Genomic DNA, 26,097 nt, shown 5'->3' with positions numbered 1-26,097 from the left:
GCCTTCACCTGCGAGGGCGGCTACTTCTGGGCGATGTCCCACTTCATGCGCCGGTACGTCTGGCGGAAGGTAAGCACGTCCTCTTCAATAGCGCCCGCCTTGTCCTCGCGCCCGTCCAGGAAGGCCACGAAGTCCAGCTGCCGGTTCGGCGTGTCGTACTCCTGGTCGAACAGCTTGACGAGCTCGTTGGCGGGCAGGGTGCGCCGGCCGGCCACGTCCACCAGCTCCACGCGCACGCCCTTCATTTCCTTGGAGGGGGCGTAGGACTTGTAGACGAGCTCGGTACACACCAGCGTGGAGTCCGAGAAGAAGTCGAAATTGAAGTCGTAGGGACGGCCCTGGTAGGTGAAGGCGCGGACGATGGCCTGGGCCTTCTCCTTCTTGGAGAGGCGGGGCCGCATGACGCCCAGGTAGTCCACGCGCATGCCGTGCTCGGGGCCGGTGAAGGACACGCCCTCGCTGATGGACTCGATGATGCGGATGGCGTCCCCGTGCTCATCCGTGCCCCGGTACTGGGCCCACTTGGCGGGGAAGAGGCGGCCCAGGTACTCGCCCAGCGTCTTCGGCTGGCCGGGCAGGGTGGAGAGCCACGCCTTCACCTCCGCGTCTCCCTCGAAGTAGCCGTCCAGCGTGTCCGCGGTGCCCACGTACAGCTCGGCGTGGGGCCAGAAGCCCGGCAGGCCGATGTTGGAGAGGTACCAGTTCTGCCGGGCCACCATGATGTCGCCCGGCTCCATCTTCTCCAGCACCTTCATCACCTGCTCGCGGGAGATGAGCGGCTTGCCGATGCGCTTGACGCGGGTGTCGCCCATCCACTCGGCCACCGACTTCTGCACCGGGAAGATGGCGCGCAGGGTGTTGTCCTGGACGATGTCCTTGGCCGCCATGGTGAAGAAGGAGGGGCCGCGCTTGAGCAGCTTGCCCCGGGCCACCTTGGAGTTGGCCTTCATCTCCTCGAGCACCCACGGGGTGAGGCGGAACTTGAGCGCCCCCACCTTGGACAGCACCGGCTGCAGCGGCTCGCGGTAGCCGTCCCCGGTGAAGAGCTGGGTGGCGGTGGAGACATGGATGACCTTCTCCTTGAACTGGGCGAAGGCGCGCTCCGGAATGCCGTAGTCAGGCGAGGGCTCATCCAGGAGCACCTCGAGCTGCTTGCGGCCGTTGGTGAGCTCCGCGTAGGTGAGCCCGTGCGCCAGGATGGTGGTGAGCGCCCCGTGGGTGAGCAGGAAGCCCCAGCCGTGCTTGGTGGGCTGGGTGAGCGCGGGCACCTTCACGAAGTCCCAGTAGCGCTGGCGAATCACCTCCGTGGAGGCGAAGTAGTCGAAGAAGGCCGCCCACGTGGAGAGCAGGGCCTGCTTCTGCTCCGGCGTGTAGGGGATGTCCTGCTTCTGGTTGTAGAGCGCGAGGTTCTTGCGGATCTGCTCCTGCAGCCCGCGCAGCCCGGTGGCGTAGCGCTGCAACTGCTCGAGGTCCCGCTGGGCCTGGGCCACGAACTCCGCGTCCTCCCACTGATAGATGCCCTCGGGAGCGGGAGCGGGCGCCGCCACGGCGGGGGCGGGAGCAGTGGGGGTGGCAGAGGCTGCCTGGGAGGCAGGGGAGCCAGCGAGCGCGAGCTGGGTGAGCAGCAGGGAGGTGACGAGCATCAAATGTCCCGTGAGCAGAGGCGGCGCCAATCTACACCAGAGTCGGGCTGGCACGGTTGCCTGCCCGACCGGTGGGCGATGTGGGCCGCGCCGCGCTGGGTGGTCTGGCGCTTCCATCGTCCCCACGTTCAGGGAAAGGGCCCGGATCTGGATCCGGGCAGAAAGGCAGAGACACGATGGCTTACGGACAGGCGGAAGACCCGGCGCTGTCAATCCCCACGCACCTGGACTCGGTGGACTATCCGGTGTGGCGCGAGCAGCTCGTGAAGGCGGCCGCGGACAACGGCGCTCCGACCGACCTCATCAACGTCTTCAAGTCCTTGCCGCGCACGAAGTACGAGTCGAAGGAAGAGGTGATGCGCGACCTGGCCGAGGCCGCGCGGCGCTTCGCCAGCGGCGGGCTGCGGGACGATGACGGGGCGGTGCGGGACCGGCGCAACATTGGCCGGGACATGGTGGAGAACGCTCCGCCGGGGCATACGCGCCACCCGTGAACGGGGCCGGTGGAAGACACTCGCGGGCGCTGGCGCTTTCTGCCAGCGTTCGCGGGCCTATGCGCCTCCACCGAAGACTGCCCTGGCTGTGTTGTGCCCTGCTGATGGCCGCCTGCACCAAGCCCGCCACCTCGCTGGTGCCCGAAGCCGGGGCGCCGCTCCCGGTGCGGCTGGAGTTCCGGCCTCCCGTGGACCGCGCCATGACGGAGCGGACCCTGAGCACCCGCACGCTGGAGAGCGGCGGCTCGCGCCAGTCCGAGGAGGCGGAGATGACCACCGTCACGCGCTTCACTCCGGCCGAGAATGGCTGGCAGCTCGTCCAATCCGTGGCCCGCTCGCGCATGACGCGCGGAGGCACGCCCGTGGAGACGGTGGTGGACGATGTGCTCTCCCGCTTTCCACTGCGCGTGCGACTGGCGGCCGATGGCGCCTTCGTGAAGGTGGTGAATCCCGACGAGGGGCTCAAGGCGCTGCGCCAGGTGGTGCCCGCGGGCCAGCCGACGGGGGCGCTGGAGGCCTTCTTCTCCCCGGACTCCCTCGAGGCGCGGGCCCGCCGCGACTGGGCGGCGCGCTACGGCGGACTCTTGCAGCGCAACCTCACCGTGGGACAGCACACCTGGGGCGTGGACAGCTTCCCCGTGGGAGAGGGCGAGGTGGTGTACGTGCTGCAGCGCACCGTGACGGGCACGGAGCTGACGGACCAGGGGGATGCGCTGGTGATGAGCCTGCGCTGCCTGGACGCGCTGCCGGACAACGCCCCACCGGAGCTGCGCGAGGCCCTGGAGGCGGCGGGCGGGCCGGCGCTGACACCGGGAGTGACGTGCGAGGGGGAGCAGGTGGTGGCGCGCGGCTACTTCGTGCCGGTGCGCCGCAGCCTCACGGTGCGCGCGAAGGTGGGGGAGGCGACGTGGACGCTGGCGACACAGACACGGTTGGAGATGCTGGAGGAGGCGCGATGAACTTCCGGGACAACCTCATCGAGGACGAGGCGGGCATCAAGCGGGTGGTGAAGAGCGCCCGGCGCGTGGCGGTGCTGGGCATCAAGACGGAGGCGCAGTCGGAGCAGCCGGCCTTCTTCGTGCCGGAGTACCTGGCTCAGGCGGGCGTGGAGGTGGTGCCGGTGCCCATCTACTACCCGGACGTGACGCACATCCTGGGCAAGCCCGTGTTCCGCCGGCTGGTGGACGTGCCCGGGGCCCTCGACGTGGTGGACGTGTTCCTCCGACCCCAGGTCATCGAGCAGTACGTGGAGGACATGATCGCCAAGAAGCCCAAGGTGGTGTGGTTCCAGTCGGGCATCCGCAACGACGCGGCAGCGGAGAAGCTGGCGAGGGCGGGAATCCAGGTGGTGCAGAGCCGGTGCTTGAAGATCGATTACGCCCGCTACGCTATGGTGGAGTGACGGGCGCGCCGTCCGTCTCATCCCCCTTTCTCGTATGACGATTCGAACCAGGGTCTTGCTGTTCGCCGGAGTGGCCCTGGGCCTCGTGGTCGCCATCGGGGCGGCGCTCTACCAGAGCTCCTCGGAGGCGCAGACCCTTCGCCAGCGCCTGCGCGCCACGGGCCAGCGGCTCAGCCTCTATGCCGAGATGTCCCATAGCTCGTGGAGCTACCTGGAGCGCCTGCTGGTGGCGCGCCGGGCGAAGCAGGACACGCGGCAGTTGCTGCAAGAGCATGAGCAGATCATCCGCGCGGACTTCGAGCAGCTGAGGCAGGGCGTGCTGGACGAGCAGCTCTGGGTGGACGTGAAGTCCAGCCCGGACGAGCTCCTGCAGCTCGAGACCCTGGCGCAGGCCCGGCTGCAGTGGGCCCGGCAGGTGGAGGAGGTGGTCCGTCCGCTGGACGGGCAGGGGCCCGCGCCCGAGGCGTGGTGGTCGCTGCTCGCCATGTACGAGCGTCAGGTGTATCCCCAGCTCGCGAAGGCCAAGGGCACCCAGGACGAGAAGATGCGGCGGCTGCAGGTGTTGATGAACACCAGCCTGGAGCGCTCCCAGCGGCTGGGGAGGATCATTCCCCTGGGCGCCAGCGTGCTGCTGGGCCTGCTGACGGTGCTCATCCTGGTGCCGCTGCACCGCGAGCTGCGCAAGCTTCGGGCGGGGGCCGAGCGCATCGGCCAGGGCGACTTCACGGTGGAGCTGCCGGTGGGACGCAAGGACGAGCTGGGCGCCCTGGCACAGGCCTTCAACCGGATGACGCAGGAGCTGCGTGGCACCCTGCAGCAGCGCGAGCAGGTGATGAAGGCGGAGGCGGAGGCGGCCGAGCGCGAGCTGCGCCACCACGCGGAGGTCGCCGCCAGCGACATCCGCCGCTACAACACCCTGCTGGAGCAGATGGTGCGCACGCGCACCGCGGAGCTGGAGAGCAGCAACGCCCAGCTGGCCAACAGCCTGCGGCAGCTCCAGGCCATGCAGGCGCAGCTGATGTTCACCGACCGGCTGGCCGCCATGGGCCGGCTCGCGGCGGGCGTGGGCCATGAAATCAACAACCCGCTCGTCTACGTCATCACCAACATCAACTACCTGCGCACCGAGCTGGCGCGCACGGACGCGCCCCCCTCCGACGAGGAGCGCAAGGAGTTGCTCCAGGCGGTGGAGGAGGCGCGGGAGGGCGCTGAGCGGGTGCGCCTCATCGTCCAGGATTTGAAAACGCTGTCGCGGCCGGACGATGCGAGCAACGGCACGGCGGACCTGGTGGCGGTGGTGCGCAGCGCGGCGAAGATCGCCGCCCATGAGATTCGCCGCCGCGCGCGGCTGGTGGAGGACTTCGAGAGCGTGGCGCTGGTGCGGGGCAACGCGGCGCGGTTGGGGCAGGTGTTCCTCAACCTGCTCATCAACGCGGCGCACGCCATCCCCGAGGGGAAGGTGGAGCAGAACGAGATCCGCGTGGTGGCGCGCCAGGAGAGCTCCGAGCGCATCATCGTCGAGGTGCGAGACACCGGGTGCGGCATCCCCGCCGAGAACCTGGAGCGCATCTTTGATCCGTTCTTCACCACCAAGCCCTCGGGGCAGGGCACGGGGCTGGGGCTCTCGCTGTGCCACAACATCATCACCGCGCTGGGCGGCACCATCACCGTGGAGAGCCAGCTCGACCAGGGCACCACGTTCCGGGTGAGCCTGCCGGCCGTGAAGGCGGAGCGACAGGCCCGCGGGTGACTCAGGAGGGCTCGCTGGAGCGGCCGCGCCAGTCCTGCGAGTCCTGGAGCGAGGTGCCCACGCGCACGGCGCCATCCTCGGGCGAGCGCGACAGCAGCCGGACCTCGTCGGGCTGGATGTGCTCGAGCAGATCGAACGAGTGCGTGGCGAGGATGACCTGCACCGGCGGCACCCCGGGCGCCCCGATGGACAGCCGCCGCAGCATCCCCACCACCTCGCCCAGCACGCGCGAGGGCAGCCCCCGCTCGGGCTCGTCCAGGGTGAGCACGTCCGGCAGCGGGAGCTGGTGCGGCAACACCAGCAGCGCCATCAACAGCAGCACGCTGTCGGCCACCTGCCACGGGGTGAACCAGATGTCGGACTGCCAGCGGTCTCGGAAGCGCAGTTGCTGGGTGCGTGGGCCCGACTGCCGGACGGAGACATCTCCAATGGAGGGCACCAGGCGGCAGAGCTGAGTCACCACGGCCTCGCGCTGCGCGGGCGCCAGCGAGGAGAACACGGCGGCGAGGTTGTCCCCCGTGGGGCTCAGCGCCGTGACGCGCCCCAGCGGGCTGTCGGTGCGCAGCACACTGGGCTCCAGCGAGATGCCCTGCACCGCGTGCCCATGCACCGACAACGAGTCGAGCTCCGCCAGCGGGAACACCCGGCGCACCTGGTTGCCGTCCGTGAACGTCCACTGCAGCAGCACTTGCTGCGATGCATCCATGCGCCAGTAGTCGGACGTCTCACACGCCAGCCGGTAGTGCATGCCCTCGAGCACGGACGTCTTCCCCGAGCCGCTGGGGCCCACCAGCACCGTGAGCGGGGTGAACGACAGCTCCACCTCCCTCAGGCAGCGGAAGTTCTCGAAGCGGACCGACCGGATCACGACTGCCCTTCCCGTCTTGGTGCGATGTTCTGGCTTTCCAGGAAATACATTTCCATCTCGACTGGCTTTTTACACTTCGCTGGAATCCTCATCCACCGTGAAAACGCGGGGGCCGTGGGGTGGAAGAGACCCAGCCTGCCATGGGAACCTTGGCACGCCAATGGCCTCGGGGTCCACCCAACCTGCTACGGTGGGTCCGCTCCATCGGTCAACCCCACCTGGTGAGGAAGGTCTACACATGCACCTGAATGAATACATCCAATTCGATGGCCTGGGTCTGGCCGCGCTCGTGCGGCGCAAGGAGGTGTCCGCCGCTGAACTGCTGCAGACGGCCCTTACGGCCCTGGAGCGCACCAATCCCACGCTCAACGCGGTCATCGCCACGCTTGAGGATGAGGCGCGGGCCACGTTGAAGCAAGGCCTGCCGGAGGGGCCCTTCACGGGAGTGCCCTTCCTCATCAAGGACATCATCCTGCACGCGGCCAACGTGCCCACGGCGATGGGCAGCCGGGTGCTGAAGGAGCTGAACCTGAAGCTGCCGTACGACTCCACGCTGATGACGCGCTACCGCCGCGCGGGCGTGGTGCTCATGGGGCGCACCAACCTGCCCGAGCTGGGGCTGCTGCTGACCACCGAGCCCCAGGCCTGGGGCCCCACTCGAAACCCGTGGGACTTGGAGCGCAGCCCGGGAGGCTCCAGCGGAGGCACGGCGGCGGCGGTGCGCGCGGGCGTGGTTCCGCTGGGGCACGGCAGCGACGGCGGGGGCTCCCTCCGCGTGCCCGCCGCGATGTGCGGCCTGTTCGGGCTGAAGCCGACGCGGGGCCGCATCTCCGCGGGCCCCAACATTGGAGACCTCCTCAACGGGTTCTGCGTCGAGCACGTGCTCACGCGCTCGGTGCGCGACAGCGCGGCCATGCTGGATGCCACCGCGGGGGCGGACTTCGGTGACCCGTACATCATCCCCCCGCCCGAGCGTCCCTTCCGCGAGGAGGCTGCCCGGGAGCCGGGGCGGCTGCGCGTGGCCTTCTCCCGGAAGGCGCCCTCGGGCGTACCGGTCAGCCCCGAGTGCGTGGCGGCCGTGGAGGACGTGGCACGGATGTGCGCCTCGCTGGGGCATGACGTCATCGAAGCGGTGCCCCAGTACAGCACCGAGGCGCTGGACGCCGCGTGCGCGGTGCTCTGGACCTCGGGCTTCGCCGCCTGGGTGGACTCCGTCTCGGCCATGCTGGGGCACACCCTCGGGCAGGACAGCTTCGAGGCCTCTACCTGGGCCACGGTGCAGCATGGCCGCACCGTCAAGGGCTCCGAGGTGCAGAACGCGCTGGGCATGCTCAACCCCATCTCACGCGCCGTTGGCCGCTTCTTCGCCGAGTACGACGTGCTGCTCACTCCCACGCTCGCCGTGCCGCCGTTCCGGCTGGGCTACCTGGACGGCAATGCGCCGCTCTCCTATATGGAGTTCTTCCAGCGCCAGGCGGCCATCTGCCCCTTCACCGTCCTGTTCAACGCCACGGGCCAGCCCGCCATGAACGTGCCGCTCCACTGGAGCTCGGGAGGGCTGCCCATTGGCGTCCAGTTCGCCGGACGCTGGGGCGACGAGGCCACGCTGTTCCGCCTCGCCGGCCAGCTCGAGCAGGCCCGTCCCTGGGCTCAGCGCTGGCCGCGCTTCAATGCCGCATCACCTGCGCGCACCTGACCTTTTGGTCAGGTTTTCCGGGGTGTGATATGAGTGTATGGCGACAGTAAGACTGTAATGTTTTTGGATACAGCCTTGCTCACAGCCTCCGAAGGGCCACACCTTGGATCCAATCACCGCGGGAACCGTCTTCCAGAACCGTTACGAGATTCTTGGCAAGTTGGGGGAGGGGGGATTCGGCCAGGTGTACCGGGCGCGTCAGATGGCGACGCGTCACGAGGTGGCGATCAAGGTCCTGCGGGCCCTGCACACCACGAATGACAGTCACATCGCGCGCTTCCAACGTGAGATGCAGCTTTGCGCGCAGCTCTACCACCCCAACATCGTGCGGTTCATCGACTCGGGGAAGGCCGAGCCGGACCTGCTGTACACCGTCTTCGAATACGTGCCGGGCAAGACGCTGGCGGATGTGCTGGCGGAGGACGGGGCGCTCACGCCGTGGGAGGCCGCGCACCTGATGCTGCAGGTGCTCGACGCGCTGGCGTGCGCCCACAACCGGAGCGTCATCCACCGGGACCTCAAGCCGCAGAACATCATGGTCACCACCACGGGCGTGCGGCGCAACGCGCTGGTGCTCGACTTCGGGCTGGGCACGCTCGCCGCCGACAGCCCCCAGGAGGACATGGCGCGCATTACGCGCACGAGTGAGATGCTGGGCACGCCCTCGTACGCCGCGCCGGAGCAGCTGCGCGGCGAGCCGGTGACGGCGCGCTCGGATCTGTACTCCTGGGGTCTCATCTTCTTGGAGTGTCTCACCGGGCGCCGGGTCGTCGAGGGCGCCACCCTTCAGCAGCTCATTCACAAGCAATTGGGGCCCGAGCCCATCGCCGTGCCCTCCTGGCTCGAGAACCACCGGCTGGGCCGGCTGCTGCGCAAGGTGACCAACAAGAACGCCGAGACGCGAGACATCTCCGCCCAGAGCGTGCTGCGCGAGCTCGAGGCCTGCTCCTCCGAGGGGTGGCCGCTGAGCGACGCGCAGCTGGCCCGGACGCCTACTTCCGCGCAGATGCAGATGCCCGAGACGGTCATCGCCCGGAACGAGGGTGAGCGCCGCCAGCTCACCGCGGTCTGTTGCAGCCTGCGCCTGGTCGGCGCGGCGGACGGTGCGACGGATGAAGAGGATATGGACCGGATGCTGCGCGCCCTGAACGCCTCGTGTGCCAGCATCGCCCGGAGCTACGACGCCCACGTGGGCGGAGTGCTGGGCGAGTGGGTGCTGTTCTATTTCGGCTACCCGAAGGCGCAGGAGGATGATGCGCGACGCGCGGCCCGGGCGGCGCTGGCGATGGTGGCGCGCATGGAGCAGCAGGGCGCCTCGCTGGCGCGCGATCGCGGCGGGCGGGTGGAGTTCCGGGTGGGCATCCACACGGGGCTCGTCATCAGTCAGGAGCCGCGTGCCCTGGGACCAGGAGACCTGCCGGCGCTGATCGGCAGCACTCCCAACACGGCGGTGCGGCTGGAGGCGCGGGCCGAGCCGGGCACCATCCTCATCAGCGAGGCCACCTCGAGGCTGCTGCGGGGCCACTTCGCCACCGAGCCGGCGAGCGACTCGGCGTTCCGCCTGCTTCATGAGTACCGGGGCCTGGCCTCGTCCCAGTTGCTGGAAGGCTCCGCGATCATCCCCCTGTACGGCCGCACGCAGGAGCTGGAGTTCCTGTCGCAGCGCTGGTGGCAGGTGGTGGCTGGCACCGGGCAGAGCGTGCTGCTCACGGGCGAGCCCGGCATTGGCAAATCTCGTCTGGTCCAGGAGCTCATCCGCCAGGTACGTGGCACCTCGCACGCCCTGCTCGAATGTCGCTGTACGGCGGAAGGCCGCAACAGCGTGCTCGACCCCGTGGTGGACCTGTTGTCGCGGCTGCTGGGCGTCAGCCCTGACTGGACGCCGGAGCAGACCGTCAGCGCGCTCGAGGCGCTGCTGTCTCAGCACGGCTTCGTGTTGGACGAGGCGATGCCGCTGTTCCTGGGGCTGCTGTCGGTGAAGGCGGGGGCCGATCGCTACCCTCCGCCGAATGTCTCTCCGCAGCTGGCCAAGGAGAGGATGCTCGATGCGGTGGTGAGCCTCTTCTTCGAGATGGCGCAGCAGCAGCCGCTGCTGCTGTCGGTGGAGGATCTGCACTGGGCGGACCCGACGACGCTGGAGATGCTCGCGCAGCTGGTGAGCGATGTTCCCACCGCGCGCATCTGCCTGATGCTCACCTCGCGCCCGGACTTCTCACCACCGTGGACCGTGACCCACCACCTGCAGCTCAGCCGACTGGATCGCAAGCGGGTGGAGGAGATGGTGAGTGGCCTCACCCAGAAGCGGCCCCTGCCCAAGGAGGTGGTGGAGCAGCTGGTGAACCGCACGGACGGAGTACCGCTCTTCGTCGAGGAGCTGACGCGCGTGGTGGCCGAGTCGCTGCCGGTAGGCACGGATACGCCCACGCGCCTGTACTCCCCCAGCCAGCTCTCCATCCCCACCACGCTGCGAGACTCGCTGACGTCGCGCCTGGACCGGTTGGGGCCGGCCAAGGAGCTGGCGCAGCTGGCGGCGGCGCTGGGGCGTGAGTTCAACTACGAGGTGCTCAAGGCCGTCTCCGAGCGCGAGGAGCAGGAGCTGCAGCGCGAGCTGAAGGCGCTGGTGGACGCCGACCTCGTCCACCGCCGGCGCGGAGTGCGCAGCCCCACCTACCTCTTCAAGCACGCGCTCATCCGGGACACGGCCTATGAGTCCATGCTCAAGCCCCTGCGCCGCCAGGTGCATGCCCGCATCGCGGCGACCCTGGAGGCGCACTTCCCCGAGCTCGTCGAGACGCGCCCGGACCTGCTGGCGATGCACCACGCCACCGCGGAGCAGAAGCGCCAGGCGCTGGGCTACGCGCAGCGGGCCGGCATGGCCGCGCTGATGCGCTACGCCAACCAGGAGACCGTCGCTCACATCACCGAGGCGCTGTCGTGGCTGGAGGTGGTGGAGGACCCTCGCGAGCGGGCCACGCTGGAGCTGGGGCTCAACATCATCCTCATCCCGGCGATGATGGTCATCCGGGGCTGGTCGGACGAGCGCATCAAGGAGCTGGTGGAGCACTCGCAGCAGCTCATCGACTTCCTGGGAGACAGCCCGCAGATCGTCCCGACACTGTGGGCGCTGTGGCTCTACCACAACACCCGCGGACACCGGGCGCAGGCGCGCACCCTGGTGGACAGGCTGCTCTCCATGGCGGAGCAGACGGGCAATGGCGACTTGAAGCTCATGGCGCTGGCGGCGCGGGGCAACAACACCGTCGCCGAGGGCTCGCTGCGGGAGTCCCGGGCGAGCTTCGAGCAGGTCCTCTCGCTCTATGAGCCGGCGCGCCACCTGCCGCTGGCGATTCATTTCGGGTTCGACGCCCGGGCCTGGGCCGAGACGTCCATCGCCCTGGTGAAGTGGATGCTGGGCTACCCCGACCAGGCGAACGCCCACATCCAGGCGGGCTTTTCCTGGGCCCAGGAGTGCAAGCACCCCAGCAGCCTCGGGACGGCGTATCTCTATCGCCTGACCATCTTCCAGGTGCGCGGGGAGCGCGAGCAGCTCGTCCAGGCGGCCGACACCGGCCTGGAGTTCACTCAGCGGCACGGTCTGGCCATGCAGACAGCGTATTGCCAGATGCTGCGCAGCTGGGCCGTGCGGGACGCGGACAGCCTGCGCAAGGCTTTGGCGGCCCAGGAGAGCATCGGCCTGGAGCTGGGGATGACCTACTACAAGTCCCTGCTGGCGGACGTGGAGTGTGACGCGCAGCGCTACGACTCGGCGCTCGAAGTCATTCAGGACGTCATGGCCTGGGGCCGCCGCCTGGGCGAGCACTACATGATGCCGGAGCTGCTGCGCCTCGAGAGCCGCTGCCTGAGCGCGCGCGGCGACACCGCGGGCGCCGAGGCCTGCCTGCGCGAGTCCATCTCCATCGCGCGGGAGCAGTCCTCAAAGATGGCGGAGCTGAAATCCACGCATTCCTTGTATGAATTGCTTCAATTGCGGGGACAGGAGTCTGAGATTCGCGAAATCCTTGCAGCCTTGCTGCAAGGATTTAACGAGGGGCTCGACTCGCCAGACATTGCTCGGGCGCGGGCGCTCCTCGGGCAGCGCCACGCATAGCTGACTCCCTGCCTTGGGTTGGTAAAGACTCCCCCCGGGTCGAATGAGAATTCGACGCGAAAGAGATTGCTTTATCCATGAGGTCGTTTATTAAACTGAATTAAGTCTGCAAAGACTTGGCGTGTCACGCTTTAGGGGGATGTCTCACCAGCTTCAGCCTGCAAAGGGAGAAAACCGTGAACAGTGCCATTGCCTCTGATTCTCAGCAGTTTGGTATGATTTGGCCGCAGTGCGTGGCGCGTGCATGGCAGGACGCGCAATTCCGCGAGGCTTTGAAGCGCGATCCCGCGGGGATTCTCTTCGAGTCCTACCAGTTCAGCCTGCCGGAGGGCGTCCTCCTCCAGGTGGTCGAGAATGACATGGAGGTGAAGGCCGCTCCGGCCAACACCCTGCGCATGGTCATTCCGCCCGCGCCGGCCATGGACATGCAGGAGATCGCGCTCATCGGCCCGGACGCGAAGGCGGAAGGGATGCGCGCGTGTGATTGGCTGCCGGGGCTGACCTTCAGCGTGTGCTGATTACCCGGTGATTCCGTAGAACCGGGCGGGGTTGTCCCAGAGGAGCTTGTGCAAGGCCTCCTGGGACAACACCGACCGAAGCCCCAGCGCGTGCTCCACGAGGTCGTCCCCGTGGTCCGCGTGGGGGTAGTCGGTGCCGAACATGAGGTTGTCCGTGCCCAGGAGCCGGACGACTTCGGCCAGGCCGGGCTCCTCGGGCTCGATGGTGACGAAGCACTGGCGGCGGAAGTACTCCGAGGGCTTCAGGCGAACGTTCTCCGACACCTCGCCGGCCATGTGCTGCCACGTGGCGTCCATTCGCCAGAGCCAGTAGGGCACCCACCCGCAGCCGGCCTCCAGGAAGGCCACGCGCAGCCGGGGGTGGCGCTCCAGCACTCCTCCCTCGATGAGGGTCAGCAGCGCCAGCATCTGCTCCAGGGGGTGCGAGGAGGCATTGAGCGCGAAGCGGGTGTCGAAGCGCTCCGCGCCCGCCGTCGGCAGCCGGACGTGGGTCCCCTCGTGGATGGTGACCGCCATGGAGAGCCGCTCGCAGGCGGACCAGAAGGGCTCGTAGTCCGGGTGGGACAGCGTCCTGCCGTTGACGGGGTTGGGGGGCACCACGACGACTTTCCACCCGAAGCCGGCCACGCGCTCCAGCTCCTCCACCATGCGTGACGGATCATGCAGGCTGAGGGCGCCCGCGCCGAGCAGGCGTTCGGGGTTGGTCTGGCAGAAGTCTCGCAGCCAGTTGTTGTAGGCGCGGGCGAAGGCCGCGGCCCGCGCTGGCTCCATTCCGTCGATGCGCAGCAGGAACGAGGCCGCCGTGGGGTAGAAGACGGCCAGGTCCACGCCCGAGTGCTCCATGGAGCGCAGGTGGTGGGTGGGGGTGGCTCCGGCGGAGGCGTCCTTGTGGCGCTGGGCCATGCCCCACGTCACCTCCACCCGGGCACGCTCCGTGAGCTTGTTGAGCACCGGCTGGCCATCGAGCATCAGCACCGGCATGGGGGGCAGCATCCCCTTGGGGCCCAGCCGTGCCACGCGCTGCTGCAGGGACTCGGTCGCCGCGTGGGTCTCGTAGTAGGGCGCCCCGGCGCGGTACTCGGCCGGCAGGTATTCCTTCCACAAGCCGATGGGCTCGAGGACGTGGCGATCCGCATCCAGGATTCGGGAGCCGTCTCGCATGGGCTGCTCCTAGAGGAAGAAGGGGAAGGGGTTGAGCTGCTTCTCTTGCAGCGGGCTCGAGAGCCAGCCGAGGCGTACGGGCACGTCGTAGAGGCGCCCCGGCCCGAAGCGGGGCCAGAAGTGGCGCAGCCCCGGCACGGCCACCTTCGCGACATGGAGGCCCACGTCCGGGCGCGTCAGGTCCATCACCAGCGTCTCCAGGCCCACACGCGCGGCCCGTGCCACACATGTCATTACGTCATCCCGGATGTCCTCGCGCGGAGGCTCGGGGAAGTCGGAGGGGGTGCGCGCGGGCACCGTCTCGTCGGGGAGCAGGTAGGCCGGGTCCTCCATCTCGGACTCGAGCCAGGGCGCGGGCAGCTTCTGCTTCGGATCGAAGAGCTGGTTGAACTCGGTGAGCGCGCGCTGCAGGGCGATGCGCGCGTCCAGGTGGGCCCCGAAGCCCACGCAGTACCGGCCGTTCTCGGGGAACCGCCCCAGCGCGGCGAAGGTGGGGATGCCCAGGTCGTGCGTAAGGTCCAACGCCCACACCTGCCAGCCGTGAGCGCGGTGGTGCTCCAGCAGGGCGTGGAAGTAGGGCTCGGCGAAGCTGGCCAGGTTCACGGCCGGGCGGCGCAAGCGGTTGTACCACCAGATGGACACGGCATCCCGCTCCACCAGCTCCAGGAAACCCTGGAGGATGGCTTCCTCCAGGCAGTTGCCCGCCGCGAGGCCATTGGAGTCCGCGGGCGCGAAGCGCGCCTCCGGTGGGGCGGGGTAGCGGATGTAGCAGCACGCGGTGGGCAGGTACCGACGGCGCTCGTGCGTGAGCGACCAGAGGGGTGTCCAGTCCGTCTCCTGGCGCTCATCGAAGGGCAGGGGGATGGCACCGCGCGGCAGGCGGTACGTCTTGTTGAGCGCCTCGCGATCCCGGTACTGGCTCTCGCTGAACATGAGCACGTTGCGCGGGTGGAGGGCCTCTTCTCCCAGGTCCGCCATCCGCGCGCGGATGCGGGGCTCATCTCCCTGGAAGAGGGCGCTCCAGCGCTCGATGCCCTCGCCGAGCGCGCTGGCGCGGGATTGGGCAGGGGTGCGGCCCTTGCCCATGCTCTGCGCATGGAACTCGTTGAAGTCCGGGGCTTCGATATGGACAGGGGTGAAGTACGAGGCCCCGAAGGTGGGCCGCAGTGGGTGGTCTCGCCCCTCCAGCGGCCCAATGCTGCTGAGGACGCCGGTGATGGGGCTGATCTGGTGCTGGAGGCGCGCGAAGGTCTCCTCGGGCGTCACGCTCCGGAAGCCATTGTCCTCGGTGAAGCCTCGGGGCCGTGGCTCCAGCACCACCGGACGTGCGCCTCGCGCCTTCAACAGCTCCGGATCGCCGCAGGCGGGACACTGGGGCCTGCGCACCACGGCGTGCTCGGTGAGCTGGAACCGGTGGAACTCCAGGGCCATCAATGTCTGCCCCAGCGGGCCCTGCTTGCCCAGGGCGAGCCAGCGGGCCAGGGCCACCGCCGCGAGGTGTGCTCCGGCCTGGAGGCTGGCGGGCAGCTCGGCGCGGGGCGGGGTGAGGGGCGCTGCCGTGCCCGAGCGCGCCCGCAGATAGGTCTCCACGGGGCGGTTCCAGCGCAGCCGGTGCGCGAGGCAAGCCCAGCACGCCCCCTCGCCGGGACGGAACACGGGCCCCACCCAGGGCGTGCCGCCCGAGGCCTTCACGAGCAGCCAGGGCTCGCGGCGCTCCAGCGCGCGCTGGTTGAACGACTCCAGCTCCGGGGTGAGGTAGTCGCGGACGAGGACGACGGGGAGGGCGGCTTCGTCTCGCACGGTGAGGCCCGCTGCGCGCAAGGCTTCGGAGAGGGGGGCCGCATCCAACCCATCCAATGCATGCACGCTCACGGGGGTGGTGGCGAGCCGCGCGGCGCCTTCCGCGGGTGAGATTCCCTGGGCCTGCCAGAAGGCCGCGACCTCGGGGGCCAGGGCTGGCGCGACGTCGACGACGTAGCCGCGCTTCTCCAACATCGCGAGGGTGTAGAGCACCTCGGGGGTGGAGAGCTGCCCTTCGAGTGAGGCGATCACCTCTCGCACGGGCCGGCGTCCATCGAGCGCCGATGCCACGCGCACCTGGACCGGGCCGGTGAGCATGAACTGCTCACGCTCGCCGAGGAGGAAGGCGCGGCCTGGATCGAGCAGCTCCAGACGCAGAGAGGGTTTGAATTGAAGGACTCGGTCGAGGAGATCGCGCATGCAGGGGTGCCAATTCTAACGCTCCGGCGTCTTTCCCTATCTTGGGATGTAGAGATTCCGCCATTCACTGCAAGATTCCTCCCTGGGCGAAAGCGTGGATTTCCCAGGCGTGGTGTCTTCTTGTTAGGCTTAAGCTGACAAGACGTAATGCCTCCCGAGGAGAGACAATCATGAAGGACGTCATTGCCACGGATTCGCAGCAGTTCGGGACCATCTGGGCGCAGTGCGTGGTTCGCGCATGGCAGGACGCACAGTTTCGTGAGGCGCTGAAGCGCGATCCGACGGGCACGCTGCTGGCCTCCTACGAATTCGCCTTGCCGGCTGGGGTACACCTCCAGGTCGTCGAGCGTCATGAGGCGACTCCGGTTCAGCAGGCCGACACCCTTCAGATGGTCATCCCCCCCGCGCCGGACATGAACATGCGGGAGGTCGCGCTGGCGACCCACGAGGCGGATCCGTCCACGGCGCCTTTCTCGTGTGCTTGCTGAGCCGGCTGTCGATGAGACCGACTCGGTAGCGGATGCGTACGCGCGAGACGCTCTCCCTGAGACCCGGGGTGAGCATGACGCCCACGACAGACGGCCGCCGTGCGCTCCAGGGGCGGGTGCAACTGGTGCTGCCTCCGGTCTCGACCGAGGTGGGAGCCGCGCTCGATGCGTTGTGCGGTGGCTTGCACGGGGCGGATGAGCTCACGGGGCTCGCCAGCCGCGCGGGAGTGGCTGACGCCGCGACGCTTCAGTTGTTGCTCAAAGCCCTGGGCACGCATGGCGCCCTTTCGCGGACCCTGCTGAGCGAGGGCATTCCCCTGGCGACGCTCACTCCCGCGACCCCTCGCGCGTCCGGGCCAGGGCCAGGACAAGGTGTGCGCCATACCCTGTCTCGCTTTGCCTTCACCCGGCCGGTGGATGGCGGCACGGTGCTGGAGACCCCTCTCTCCGCGACGCGTGTGTGGATGCCCACCTGGCACGGGCCCGCGCTCCTGGGAGCGCTCGCGACGCCGAGGTCCTCCGAGGAGCTGGGCGCGCTGGTGCCTGGCATCTCCACCGAGGCTGTGACGGTCTTCCTGCGCATGCTGGCGGAGGCGGGTGTCCTGACGGAGGCGGGGCCTGATGGCGCTCCTCATGAGTCCGAAGCCCTGACGACCTGGGAGTTTCACGACCTGCTGTTCCACAGCCGCTCGAGATGGCCTCCGCGTGAGGGGGGGACGGGAGCCACGTATCGCTTCCGGGACAGGGTTCCGAAGCCTCCCGAGAAGAAGGAGCCCCCGTCCGGCGAGATGCTCGCGCTGCCCGTGCCAGACCTGGCCGAGGCGCGGCGGAGAGATCCTCCGTTCACGGAGGTGCTGGAGCGCCGCCGCTCGATTCGCGAGCACGGACCGAGGCGGGTGACGCTCGCCGAGCTGGGCGAGCTGCTCTACCGCGCCGTGGGGGAGCGACAGGCCGCGTTGCAGGGCGGACCCGTGCGGGAGGCGCGCCCCTATCCAGCGGGAGGGGGCCTTTACGAGAGCGAGGTGTATGTCATCGCCCACCAGTGCGAGGGACTGGAGCGAGGGCTGTACTCCTACCGGCCCGAGAACCACGCCCTCTACCGGATGACGGGCGCCACGCCTGAGGTGGAGCAGCTGTTGAAGGGAGCCGTGACGGGCGCGGCCCTGTCCGAGTCTCCGCAGGTGTTGCTGGTGCTGACCGCTCGCTTCGCGACGGTGGCCTGGAAGTACGAGTCCATGGCCTACGCGCTGATGCTCAAGCACGTGGGGGTGATCTTCCAGACGCTCTATATGGTGGCGACCGCCATGGGGCTGGCGCCGTGTGCGCTGGGGGGCGGCCGGGCGGATGTGTTCGCTCGCGCCTCCGGACTGGATCCGCTCGTGGAGGGAAGTGTGGGAGAGTTCCTGCTCGGAGCGCCTCGGGACACGTCCAAAAGCTGATCCTACATCCGCCCACTGGAAAACGGGGGGAAGCACCAGCCAGGCGGCCCTGAAAAAGTTACCCGCCTTCCGCCCTAAGCACGCCGATCTTCTTTTGCAAGTCGCTGTATTTACTCGGGAACGTCTCAGAAGGGGGCTTGGCACCCGCCTTGCTCATGACAAGGGGCACGCGGTCCCGACGCGGTTCCCTTACTTCTTTGCCCCCGAGGAACACCATGCAGGCCAACCTCTCCTCCCCCGACTCTCTCTCGACCTACCTCGCGGACATCAGCAAGTACCCGCTGCTCACCCAGCCGCAGGAGCAGGAGCTGGCGCGGCGCTTCCGTCAGGGGGATCTGCAGGCGGGCCACCTCCTGGTGACGAGCAACCTGCGCTTCGCGGTGAAGGTCTCCTACGAGTACCGCTCCTACGGCATCAAGATGGGCGACCTCATCCAGGAGGCGAACATCGGCCTGATGAAGGCGGTGCAGAAGTTCGATCCGGACAAGGGCATCCGCCTCATCTCCTACGCGGTGTGGTGGATCCGCGCTTACATCCAGAACTACATCCTCAAGAACTGGTCGCTGGTGAAGCTCGGCACGACCCAGGCGCAGCGCAAGCTGTTCTTCGCCCTGGCGCGCACGCGCCGTGAGCTGGAGAAGCTGGGCAGCGGCGAGGGCAACATCGTCGACGCGGAGGAGATCGCCCGCAAGCTGAACGTGAAGGCCACCGAGGTGCGCGAGATGGAGCAGCGCATGGGCGGCCGCGACCTGTCGCTGGACGCGCCGGTGGGCGAGGAGGGCGACTCGACGCACCTGGACTTCGTGGAGTCCGAGGGCGCTTCGCAGGCGGACGAGGTGGCGGACCGCCAGGAGGCGCAGATCACCCGTGAGCGCGTGCGCCAGGCGCTGATGCGGCTGGATCCGCGCGAGCGCTTCATCATCGAGCAGCGCGTGATGGGCGACTCGGAGATGACGCTGAGCGAGCTGGGCGAGCACTTCGGCTTCTCGCGCGAGCGCGCCCGCCAGCTGGAGATCCGCGCCAAGGACAAGCTCAAGGCGGCGCTGTGCGAGCTGATGGCCGAGGAGGGCCAGGCGCAGCAGCTGTCCGCGTAGCCTGGGGCCTACTGCATCCCGAGTTCTTGATCCCAGCCGTAAAGCAGTTCGAGCAGATCCGATGTGCAGGCACCCGACACACGCTCGAATGAGTTCGGGTCGAGCGTGGTGAGGTGCTCGCGTAGAAGGGCAGGGCTCTCGAGCACGTTCCGGTGCTTGAGGCCCTGAGCGAAGGATAGGGCACGAGGCAACTGACGGAGGATGGCATCGATGCTGTCCTCGCGCGTTGCGCGGGCCATCCGTTCCGAGGCTGCTTCCAATCGTGAACGAACCGATGCTCCTGGCTTGGGAGCCCATGCATCCATGGCCCAGTCGCAAGCGGTGAGCATCAGCTCATCGAGTGTGAGCGTGGCCCCAGGGGCGCTGAAGAGGTAGCGCGCGGACTGGAGCACATCCCAGAATCGCAGGACCGCCTGGAGGAGAAGCGCCGTGCGCTCCGCGCTCTTCGGGGCTGTTCGAGAGATCGCGAAGTACAACGCGCCCCAGGCCGTTTCCCGACAAGAGGCCTCATAGGCTCTCTTCACGGGCAAGGGGTTCTGCCACTCCAGCGTCTCGTACACCCCGTCCAGCACACTGGACACCATGTACAGCCGCCAGGCCGGTCGCTCTCGTTGGAAGTCGACCACGTCGTGGGCCACGACGAGCTCGCCGGGAGGTAGGTCCTGTACCTCCAGTGGCGCTGGGAAGGCACCGGTCCGCCGATAGTGCTCTCCGGACCGCAGCCCCTCTGCTCGCGCCTGGCGTTCTACGGCGAGATAGCGGCCATGGAGAAAGGCCGGCATGGAGAGGGAGAGAGGCTGTCGAGGCTCCATGGCGTGCGTCGTATCAAAATCACCTGCCGGAGGCGGCAGGCAACGGCATCGAGGAGGGCGCGGTTGGAGGAGGGCGTGACGGAAAGGGGATGACCTGGCCTCCTCCTTGAGCAGGGGGCTGTTGGCTATTGGGGCGTGCCCCGGTTCCAAGGAGCGCGCCGGAGAAGGCCCCCACTGCGACGTTGCCAACGATGTCGATGGCAACGCCCATGGCTCCGCTGAAGGAGGCAAGGCGCTCGCGCCGGTCGACCATTCTCTCCACGGCTTGGCCCACCCACCCTCCGTACTGGTGCAACTCCTGCTCGGTGAGGTCCACCCATTGCCCGGCCCGGTAGGCCGATGCCTCGGAGGCGAAGCGCTGCTGACTCCGAGTCCATCGATACTGGGCAACCCCGGGCTCGGTGGTCTTCCACTCCAGGCGCCAGATGTAGTTCCCTTGCGCGAACCGGATCAGAATCTCTCCGGAGAAGTCCGTGCCACCCACGAACCTCCTGCGAGACAGCACAGCGCGATTCAGCGCGGTGAGGTACGTCTGCACTTCGGTTCTGCCCTCTTGGAGGCCCTGATCATTCCAGGGCTTGATCTCGAAGACTCCCCAGCGCGTGACGTCGGTGATGTCCGGGCGAAGGTTTCGCTCGTGTTCGAGGAGGCGAGATGCATCTCCGAGTTCAACCTCGGAAAGGATCTTGAAGAGGGTCTCCTTGTTGTAGAAGGCCCGATTCAGCGGGTGATTCACGCCGTAGATGTAGGCGATGAGCCGGTGCGCGGCGTTGCCCAGAAAGAACTCCCAAGGCATCTGGGAGGCGGGATTTCGACCTGGGACTTTGTAGCCCTGTACAGCCTGGCCAGAGGACTCGCCGCTGATGGGCGGAGCGCCGCTCATGGTCAGAATCTTCCGTGGCGGCTTGGCGGAGTGGGCCCTTGGTGCCAAGAAGCCGCGAGAGGGCTTCTGTCCTGGAGCATCCGTTGTAGCGCACCCGGTGATCAGCACCAGGAGGACGAGAAGTCCACAGGGGCGCTTCCCGGGGCGCAGGTCAGGCCTCCTCGAACTTCTGGGGAGGCCGGGCCAGCGCGCGCTCCGCGGCCAGGCGAGCCTGGTCCAACGCGTCGAAGCCGCGCTCCAGCGTGGATGGTGTCACCGGCGGCAGGTTCGAGGTGACGACGTACACGGGCACCTTGCGTGCCTCCAGCACCGTGAGCTGCAGGCGGAAGTGATCGTGCCGCAGCGCCGCCGAGGCCGTCGCCAGTCCCTGCGCGTACACCAGGGGGCCGCCCAGCACCTTGCGCGTGCGGCTCGGCAGGTAGTGAACCACGATGGCGTCCAGCTCCTTGCCGAAGGCGCTATCGCTCAGCGCCAGCGCCGGCGCCTTGTCCACCATGCCTCCGTCCCAGTAGTGGTTGCCGTCGATGGGCACCGCCCGGAACAGGCCGGGGTAGGCGCACGTGGCGTGGACGCGCGGCGCCAGCTCTCCCCGGGTGAACACCTCGTGCGTGCCGTGCGTGAGGTTGGCGGCCACCAGCAGCAGCGGGTGCGGCAGCTCCTCGAAGGTGCGCACCGGCAGGTTGTCCTCCAGCAGCTTCCGGAAGCGCTCGCCCTTGAGCAGCCCCGTGAAGCCGTGCCCGCGCCGCACATCCATCACCGCGCCGATCGGATCCGGATCCCAGAAGTTCTTCCGCGTCTGCTTCAGCAGCAGCTCTTCAATCGAGGCGATCGACGCGCCCGACGCCGCGAGCGCCGCCACCATGCCGCCCGCCGAAGTGCCCGCGTACGCCGCCGGCTGTACCCCCGCCGCCTTCAGCCCCTTGAGGAAGCCGGCGTGTCCGTAGAAACCGAAGTAGCCCGCGGAGAGAACGAGGCCGATGCGCTTGCCTTCTAGGTGCTGGAGCAGGGTGGGAGGGGGCATGGCGCCCACATAGACGAGTGTTCCTCCGGGGGCAACGCGACGCGTCGCGAAACCCCTTGGATGCCCGAGCGAATCGACATATGTTGATTCAGCGATATGGACGTCCTCTCCCAATCCTTTCGCGTCCTTGGAGACGCCACGCGGCTGCGGATCCTCCGCCTCGTGGCGCAGGCTCCGCTGAACGTGACGGAGCTGGTGTCGCTGGTGGGAGTGGCGCAGTCCTCCGTCTCCCATCACCTGGGCAAGCTCAAGGGACTGAACCTCATCCGCGAGGAGCGGCAGGCCGGCTACAGCTACTACTCGCTCGCCCTGGAGGCGGACGACTCGCGCTGGCCCCTCATCCGCCTCGCCCAGGAGGCCGAGGATGAGAATGGCGACTCGGCGCGGCTCAAGGACCTGCTGCGCGCGAGAGAGGATCGCCAGGCGCTCAACGAGCGGCTGCTGGAGCCTGGCCAGTCCTGGTTCCTGTGGGCCGGCGCGCTCGCCTCGCTGCTGCCGCCGCTGGACGTGGCGGACTTCGGCTGCGGCTCGGGCACCCTCTCCGTCGCCATCGCCCGCTGGGCCCGGCACGTCTGGGCCATCGACCAGAACGCCGACGCGCTCGCCCAGGCCAAGGAGCGCGCCTCGCGAGAGGGGCGCTCCAACATCCACTTCCTGTGCGAGGACCTGCACCGCTTGTCGCTGCCCAGCGGTGAGCGGGACCTGGTCGTCATCTCCCAGAGCCTGCACCACGTGGAGTCTCCCGCGGCGGTGCTGGCCGAGGCCGCCCGGCTGCTCAAGCCCGGCGGCAAGCTGGTGCTGCTGGAGTTGATGCCGCACGAAGAGCGCTGGGTGCTCGAGCGGCTGGGCCACAAGCATCTGGGCTTCGCGCCCGAGTTCCTCGAAGCCGCTCTCAAAGAGGCCGGCTTCCACTCCATCACTCGAGACACGCACACGCGCGATGGGGCTAGCCCCTTTCGCGTCTTCCTCCTCACCGGAGTCAAACCCGTATGAGCCACCTGCCTGCTCCCCTCCCGCCGCCCTCTGGCGAGAACGGTCGCCGTGTCGAGGCCCTGCGCGCCGCGATGCGCGAGCGCGTCCTGGTCCTCGATGGCGCCATGGGCACGCTCATCCAGAACCACGACCTCAAGGCGGGGGACTTCGGCGGCGCCGAGTACGAGGGCTGCAACGAGCACCTGGTCCTCACCCGGCCCGACGTCATCGAGAGCATCCACGCCGACTACTTCGCCGCCGGCGCGGACGTGACGGAGACGGACACCTTCGGTGGCACGCCGGTGGTGCTCGGTGAGTTCGGCCTCTCGCACAAGGCGCTGGAGATCAACGCCGAGGCCTCCCGCGTGGCCCGCAGGGCCGCCGCCGCCGCCGAGGCGAAGGATGGGCGGATGCGCTGGGTGGCCGGCTCCATCGGTCCCACCACCAAGGCCATCTCGGTGACGGGCGGCATCACCTTCGAGGAGCTGGTCGACAACTTCGCCGTGCAGGCCGAGGGCCTGGCCGTGGGGGGCTCGGACTACCTGCTGGTGGAGACGTGCCAGGACACGCGCAACATCAAGGCGGCGCTGCTCGGCATCGAGCGGGCGTTCCGCAAGCTGGGCTACGCGCTGCCGGTGGCGGTGTCGGGCACCATCGAGCCCATGGGCACCATGCTGGCGGGCCAGTCGGTGGAGAGCCTCGCCGCCTCGCTGGAGCACGTGGAGCTGCTCTACCTGGGGCTCAACTGCGCCACGGGCCCGGAGTTCATGACGGACCACCTGCGCTCGCTCTCGGCGCAGTGCCTGGTGCCCGTCTCCTGCGTGCCCAACGCGGGCCTGCCGGACGAGAACGGGCACTACCTGGAGTCGCCGGAGATGATCGCCCGCTCGCTCAGGCGCTTCTGTGAGCAGGGCTGGCTCAACGTGGTGGGTGGCTGTTGTGGCACCCAGCCCGGCCACATCCGCGCCATCGCCGACGCGGTGAAGGGGCTCACGCCTCGCCTCGCCACCCCGCGCCCGCGCTCCACGCTGTCCGGCGTGGACTACCTGGAGGTGACCGAGGACCAGCGCCCCATCATCGTCGGCGAGCGCACCAACGTCATCGGCAGCAAGAAGTTCAAGGAGCTCATCGTCGCCGGGCAGATCGAAGACGCCTCGGAGATCGCCCGCGCCCAGGTGAAGCGCGGCGCCCAGGTCATCGACGTGTGCCTCGCCAACCCGGACCGGGACGAGCTCGAGGACATGCGCCGCTTCCTGGAGGTGGTCATCAAGAAGGTGCGCGTGCCCTTGATGATCGACTCCACGGACGAGGCCGTGATTGCCATGGCGCTCACCTACAGCCAGGGCAAGGCCATCATCAACTCGGTCAACCTGGAGGACGGTGAGGAGCGCTTCGAGAAGGTGGTGCCGCTGGCGCGCCAGTACGGCGCGGCGCTGGTGGTGGGTTGCATCGACGAGAAGGGCATGGCTGTCACTCGCCAGCGCAAGCTGGAGGTGGCCGAGCGCTCCTTCGAGCTGCTCACGAAGAAGTACGGCATGCGGGCCGAGGACCTGTACTTCGATCCGCTCGTGTTCCCGTGTGCCTCGGGCGATGCGCAGTACACGGGCAGCGCGGTGGAGACCATCGAGGGCGTGCGCCTCATCAAACAGCGCTTCCCTCAGTGCAAGACGGTGCTGGGCATCTCCAACGTGTCCTTCGGCCTGCCCACCGCGGGCCGCGAGGTGCTCAACTCCGTGTTCCTCTACCACTGCGTCCAGGCGGGCCTGGACATGGCGCTCGTCAACTCGGAGAAGCTCGAGCGCTACCCGTCGCTGCCCCTGGAGGAGCGCACCCTCTCGGAGGACCTGCTCTACAACCGGAACGCCGACCCGGTGACGCCCTTCGCGGCGCACTTCCGCGAGCGCAAGCCGCAGAAGGCCGCCACCAGCTCGCTGCCGCTGGAGGAGCGGCTGCAGCGCTACATCATCGAGGGCACGCGCGACGGCCTGTTCGCGGACCTGGATCTGGCGATGCAGAAGTACGCGCCGCTGGAGATCATCAACGGGCCGCTGATGAAGGGCATGGACGAGGTGGGTCGGCTCTTCGCCGCCAACGAGCTCATCGTCGCCGAGGTGCTCCAGAGCGCCGAGTCCATGAAGGCGGCGGTGAGCCACCTGGAGCCGCACATGAGCAAGGCCCAGGCCGCCTCGCGCGGGAAGATCGTCCTCGCCACGGTGAAGGGGGACGTTCACGACATCGGCAAGAACCTGGTGGAGATCATCCTCGCCAACAACGGCTTCCAGGTGGTGAACCTGGGCATCAAGGTTCCGCCCGAGCAGCTGGTGAAGGCCGTGAAGGAGCACCAGCCGGACATGCTCGGCCTCTCCGGCCTGCTGGTGAAGAGCGCCCACCAGATGGTGGCCACCGCGGAGGACCTCAAGCGCGCCGGCGTGCAGGTGCCCATCCTGGTGGGTGGCGCCGCGCTCAGCCGCAACTTCGTGGACAAGAACATCGCCCCCGCCTACTCGGGCACGGTGGCCTACGCGCAGGACGCCATGAGCGGCCTGGACCTGGCCAAGCAGATCGTCGATCCCGCGGCCCACGAGAAGCTCCGCGGAGACCTGTCCGAGCGGCGCCTGAAGCTGGCCCAGGAAGCCCAGTCGCGCCCCAAGCCGAGCGCCCCCGTCTCCGTGCTGCGCAGCCGCGAGGTGAAGGTGCTCGAGCAGGTGCCGCCGGTGCCGGACTACGCGCGGCACGTGCTGACCAACACCCCGCTCGACCACATCTGGAAGTTCATCAACCCGGTGATGCTCTACGGGCGCCACCTGGGCCTGCGCACCTCGTCGCGTGCGCTGGGCACTCCGGCCGAGGCGGAGCTGGCCAAGACGGAGGAGGGCCGCAAGGCGCTGGCCCTCAAGGAGGCGGTGGAGGAGATCAAATCCTTCCTGCGCGGTGGGGTGATGCAGGCGCGCGCCGTCTTCCAGTTCTTCAAGGCGGGCAGTGACGGCAACCGCGTGCTGCTCTTCGACGGGAACACCGGCGAGCAGAAGGTGGCCTTCGAGTTCCCCCGCCAGGAGAAGGAGGCTGGGGTGTGTCTGGCCGACTACGTGAAGCCCCTGGAGGGCGGGGCGCCGCGCGACAACCTGTGCATGTTCGTCACCACCGCGGGCTCGGGCATCCGCGAGCTGTCCGAGGAGTTCAAGGCCAAGGGCGAGTTCCTCAAGATGCACGCCGTGCAGGCCCTGGCCCTGGAGACGGCCGAGGGCTACGCGGAATTGCTGCACACGCAGATCCGCAGCATGTGGAGCTTCCCGGACAAGCCGGACCTGACGATGCTGGAGCGCTTCCGCGCGGAGTACCAGGGCAAGCGCTACTCGTTCGGCTACCCGGCCTGCCCGCGCCTGGAGGACCAGGCGCTGCTCTTTGCCGCGCTGCGTCCAGAGGAGATCGGTGTCCAGCTGACAGACGGCTGCATGATGGAGCCGGAGGCCTCGGTGTCCGCCGTCGTCTTCCATCATCCTCAGGCGCACTACTTCTCTGTGACATAGA

At 68.4% G+C, this 26,097-nt stretch carries 19 protein-coding genes; 12 read left to right on the top strand and 7 right to left on the bottom strand.

Annotated elements, in window-relative coordinates:
- Positions 1–20 precede the first annotated feature (20 nt).
- On the bottom strand, positions 21–1,643 hold the full coding sequence (locus SYV04_RS21240) for a YiiX/YebB-like N1pC/P60 family cysteine hydrolase (RefSeq protein ID WP_321547683.1): 1,623 nt from the start codon (positions 1,641–1,643) through the stop codon (positions 21–23).
- 176 nt (positions 1,644–1,819) lie between these two features.
- Here SYV04_RS21240 and SYV04_RS21235 point away from each other — a divergent pair, with 176 nt between their 5' ends.
- The 4 genes from SYV04_RS21235 (at position 1,820) to SYV04_RS21220 (ending at position 5,289) form a co-directional block, all read left to right on the top strand.
- A complete protein-coding gene (locus SYV04_RS21235; RefSeq protein WP_321547682.1) occupies positions 1,820–2,137 on the top strand; it encodes a DUF2795 domain-containing protein in 318 nt (105 codons plus the stop codon).
- 104 nt (positions 2,138–2,241) lie between these two features.
- Positions 2,242–3,096 (top strand): hypothetical protein, encoded by an 855-nt coding sequence (locus tag SYV04_RS21230; protein ID WP_321547681.1) that lies wholly within the window; start codon positions 2,242–2,244, stop codon positions 3,094–3,096.
- The gene (locus tag SYV04_RS21225; RefSeq protein WP_321547680.1) at positions 3,093–3,539 is read left to right on the top strand and encodes a CoA-binding protein; all 447 of its coding nucleotides are present in this window, start codon (positions 3,093–3,095) and stop codon (positions 3,537–3,539) included. The genes SYV04_RS21230 and SYV04_RS21225 overlap by 4 nt, the downstream gene beginning before the upstream one ends.
- A gap of 55 nt (positions 3,540–3,594) precedes the next feature.
- Positions 3,595–5,289 (top strand): sensor histidine kinase, encoded by a 1,695-nt coding sequence (locus SYV04_RS21220; protein WP_321547679.1) that lies wholly within the window; start codon positions 3,595–3,597, stop codon positions 5,287–5,289.
- Position 5,290: 1 nt separating this feature from the next.
- Here SYV04_RS21220 and SYV04_RS21215 read toward each other — a convergent pair whose 3' ends face one another.
- Positions 5,291–6,157: an AAA family ATPase gene (locus tag SYV04_RS21215; protein WP_321547678.1), complete on the bottom strand. Its 867-nt coding sequence runs from the start codon at positions 6,155–6,157 to the stop codon at positions 5,291–5,293.
- Positions 6,158–6,395: 238 nt separating this feature from the next.
- On the opposite strand from SYV04_RS21215, the gene SYV04_RS21210 reads away from it, so the two are divergent.
- From SYV04_RS21210 to SYV04_RS21200, 3 genes are all read left to right on the top strand, one after another.
- On the top strand, positions 6,396–7,853 hold the full coding sequence (locus tag SYV04_RS21210; protein WP_321547677.1) for an amidase: 1,458 nt from the start codon (positions 6,396–6,398) through the stop codon (positions 7,851–7,853).
- Positions 7,854–7,956: 103 nt separating this feature from the next.
- Positions 7,957–11,961: a TOMM system kinase/cyclase fusion protein gene (locus SYV04_RS21205; protein ID WP_321547676.1), complete on the top strand. Its 4,005-nt coding sequence runs from the start codon at positions 7,957–7,959 to the stop codon at positions 11,959–11,961.
- A gap of 215 nt (positions 11,962–12,176) precedes the next feature.
- Positions 12,177–12,479 (top strand): hypothetical protein, encoded by a 303-nt coding sequence (locus SYV04_RS21200; RefSeq protein ID WP_321547675.1) that lies wholly within the window; start codon positions 12,177–12,179, stop codon positions 12,477–12,479.
- On the opposite strand, the gene SYV04_RS21195 is transcribed toward SYV04_RS21200, so the two are convergent.
- The gene (locus SYV04_RS21195; RefSeq protein WP_321547674.1) at positions 12,480–13,640 is read right to left on the bottom strand and encodes an amidohydrolase family protein; all 1,161 of its coding nucleotides are present in this window, start codon (positions 13,638–13,640) and stop codon (positions 12,480–12,482) included.
- Positions 13,641–13,649: 9 nt separating this feature from the next.
- A complete protein-coding gene (locus tag SYV04_RS21190; RefSeq protein WP_321547673.1) occupies positions 13,650–15,860 on the bottom strand; it encodes a TOMM precursor leader peptide-binding protein in 2,211 nt (736 codons plus the stop codon).
- A gap of 170 nt (positions 15,861–16,030) precedes the next feature.
- Between SYV04_RS21190 and SYV04_RS21185 the strand changes: the two genes are divergently transcribed.
- The 3 genes from SYV04_RS21185 to SYV04_RS21175 all read left to right on the top strand — a co-directional run bounded on the left by SYV04_RS21185 (position 16,031) and on the right by SYV04_RS21175 (position 18,881).
- On the top strand, positions 16,031–16,348 hold the full coding sequence (locus tag SYV04_RS21185) for a hypothetical protein (protein ID WP_321547672.1): 318 nt from the start codon (positions 16,031–16,033) through the stop codon (positions 16,346–16,348).
- A 74-nt stretch (positions 16,349–16,422) separates the two neighbouring features.
- The gene (locus tag SYV04_RS21180) at positions 16,423–17,787 is read left to right on the top strand and encodes a SagB/ThcOx family dehydrogenase (protein WP_321547671.1); all 1,365 of its coding nucleotides are present in this window, start codon (positions 16,423–16,425) and stop codon (positions 17,785–17,787) included.
- A 215-nt stretch (positions 17,788–18,002) separates the two neighbouring features.
- The gene (locus SYV04_RS21175; protein WP_321547670.1) at positions 18,003–18,881 is read left to right on the top strand and encodes an RNA polymerase factor sigma-32; all 879 of its coding nucleotides are present in this window, start codon (positions 18,003–18,005) and stop codon (positions 18,879–18,881) included.
- A gap of 8 nt (positions 18,882–18,889) precedes the next feature.
- On the opposite strand, the gene SYV04_RS21170 is transcribed toward SYV04_RS21175, so the two are convergent.
- The 3 genes from SYV04_RS21170 to SYV04_RS21160 form a co-directional block, all read right to left on the bottom strand.
- On the bottom strand, positions 18,890–19,693 hold the full coding sequence (locus SYV04_RS21170; protein ID WP_321547669.1) for a hypothetical protein: 804 nt from the start codon (positions 19,691–19,693) through the stop codon (positions 18,890–18,892).
- 19 nt (positions 19,694–19,712) lie between these two features.
- Complete coding sequence (locus tag SYV04_RS21165) at positions 19,713–20,576, bottom strand: hypothetical protein (protein ID WP_321547668.1); 864 nt, start codon at positions 20,574–20,576, stop codon at positions 19,713–19,715.
- Between the two features lie 151 nt (positions 20,577–20,727).
- Entirely contained in the window at positions 20,728–21,597 is an 870-nt protein-coding gene (locus SYV04_RS21160; RefSeq protein WP_321547667.1) for a patatin-like phospholipase family protein, read from the bottom strand.
- 96 nt (positions 21,598–21,693) lie between these two features.
- Here SYV04_RS21160 and SYV04_RS21155 point away from each other — a divergent pair, with 96 nt between their 5' ends.
- Together SYV04_RS21155 and metH are read left to right on the top strand one after the other, a co-directional pair.
- A complete protein-coding gene (locus SYV04_RS21155) occupies positions 21,694–22,590 on the top strand; it encodes an ArsR/SmtB family transcription factor (RefSeq protein ID WP_321547666.1) in 897 nt (298 codons plus the stop codon).
- Positions 22,587–26,096 (top strand): methionine synthase, encoded by a 3,510-nt coding sequence (gene metH / locus SYV04_RS21150; RefSeq protein WP_321547665.1) that lies wholly within the window; start codon positions 22,587–22,589, stop codon positions 26,094–26,096. Before SYV04_RS21155 ends, metH begins: the two co-directional genes overlap by 4 nt.
- Position 26,097 lies beyond the last annotated feature (1 nt).

This window comes from Hyalangium ruber, from assembly GCF_034259325.1.
Classification (GTDB): Bacteria; Myxococcota; Myxococcia; order Myxococcales; family Myxococcaceae; genus Hyalangium_A; species Hyalangium_A rubrum.
Note: the sequence above shows the minus strand (reverse complement) of the source record. Positions and strands in the feature narration are given on the sequence as shown.

Coding starts and splice junctions, on each gene's coding strand:
- SYV04_RS21240 (WP_321547683.1), bottom strand. CDS start 1,643: ATGCTCGTCACCTCCCTGCTGCTCACCCAGCTCGCGCTCGCTGGCTCC.
- SYV04_RS21235 (WP_321547682.1), top strand. CDS start 1,820: ATGGCTTACGGACAGGCGGAAGACCCGGCGCTGTCAATCCCCACGCAC.
- SYV04_RS21230 (WP_321547681.1), top strand. CDS start 2,242: ATGGCCGCCTGCACCAAGCCCGCCACCTCGCTGGTGCCCGAAGCCGGG.
- SYV04_RS21225 (WP_321547680.1), top strand. CDS start 3,093: ATGAACTTCCGGGACAACCTCATCGAGGACGAGGCGGGCATCAAGCGG.
- SYV04_RS21210 (WP_321547677.1), top strand. CDS start 6,396: ATGCACCTGAATGAATACATCCAATTCGATGGCCTGGGTCTGGCCGCG.
- SYV04_RS21200 (WP_321547675.1), top strand. CDS start 12,177: ATGATTTGGCCGCAGTGCGTGGCGCGTGCATGGCAGGACGCGCAATTC.
- SYV04_RS21195 (WP_321547674.1), bottom strand. CDS start 13,640: ATGCGAGACGGCTCCCGAATCCTGGATGCGGATCGCCACGTCCTCGAG.
- SYV04_RS21190 (WP_321547673.1), bottom strand. CDS start 15,860: ATGCGCGATCTCCTCGACCGAGTCCTTCAATTCAAACCCTCTCTGCGT.
- SYV04_RS21185 (WP_321547672.1), top strand. CDS start 16,031: ATGAAGGACGTCATTGCCACGGATTCGCAGCAGTTCGGGACCATCTGG.
- SYV04_RS21180 (WP_321547671.1), top strand. CDS start 16,423: ATGACGCCCACGACAGACGGCCGCCGTGCGCTCCAGGGGCGGGTGCAA.
- SYV04_RS21175 (WP_321547670.1), top strand. CDS start 18,003: ATGCAGGCCAACCTCTCCTCCCCCGACTCTCTCTCGACCTACCTCGCG.
- SYV04_RS21170 (WP_321547669.1), bottom strand. CDS start 19,693: ATGGAGCCTCGACAGCCTCTCTCCCTCTCCATGCCGGCCTTTCTCCAT.
- SYV04_RS21165 (WP_321547668.1), bottom strand. CDS start 20,576: ATGAGCGGCGCTCCGCCCATCAGCGGCGAGTCCTCTGGCCAGGCTGTA.
- SYV04_RS21160 (WP_321547667.1), bottom strand. CDS start 21,597: ATGCCCCCTCCCACCCTGCTCCAGCACCTAGAAGGCAAGCGCATCGGC.
- SYV04_RS21155 (WP_321547666.1), top strand. CDS start 21,694: ATGGACGTCCTCTCCCAATCCTTTCGCGTCCTTGGAGACGCCACGCGG.
- metH (WP_321547665.1), top strand. CDS start 22,587: ATGAGCCACCTGCCTGCTCCCCTCCCGCCGCCCTCTGGCGAGAACGGT.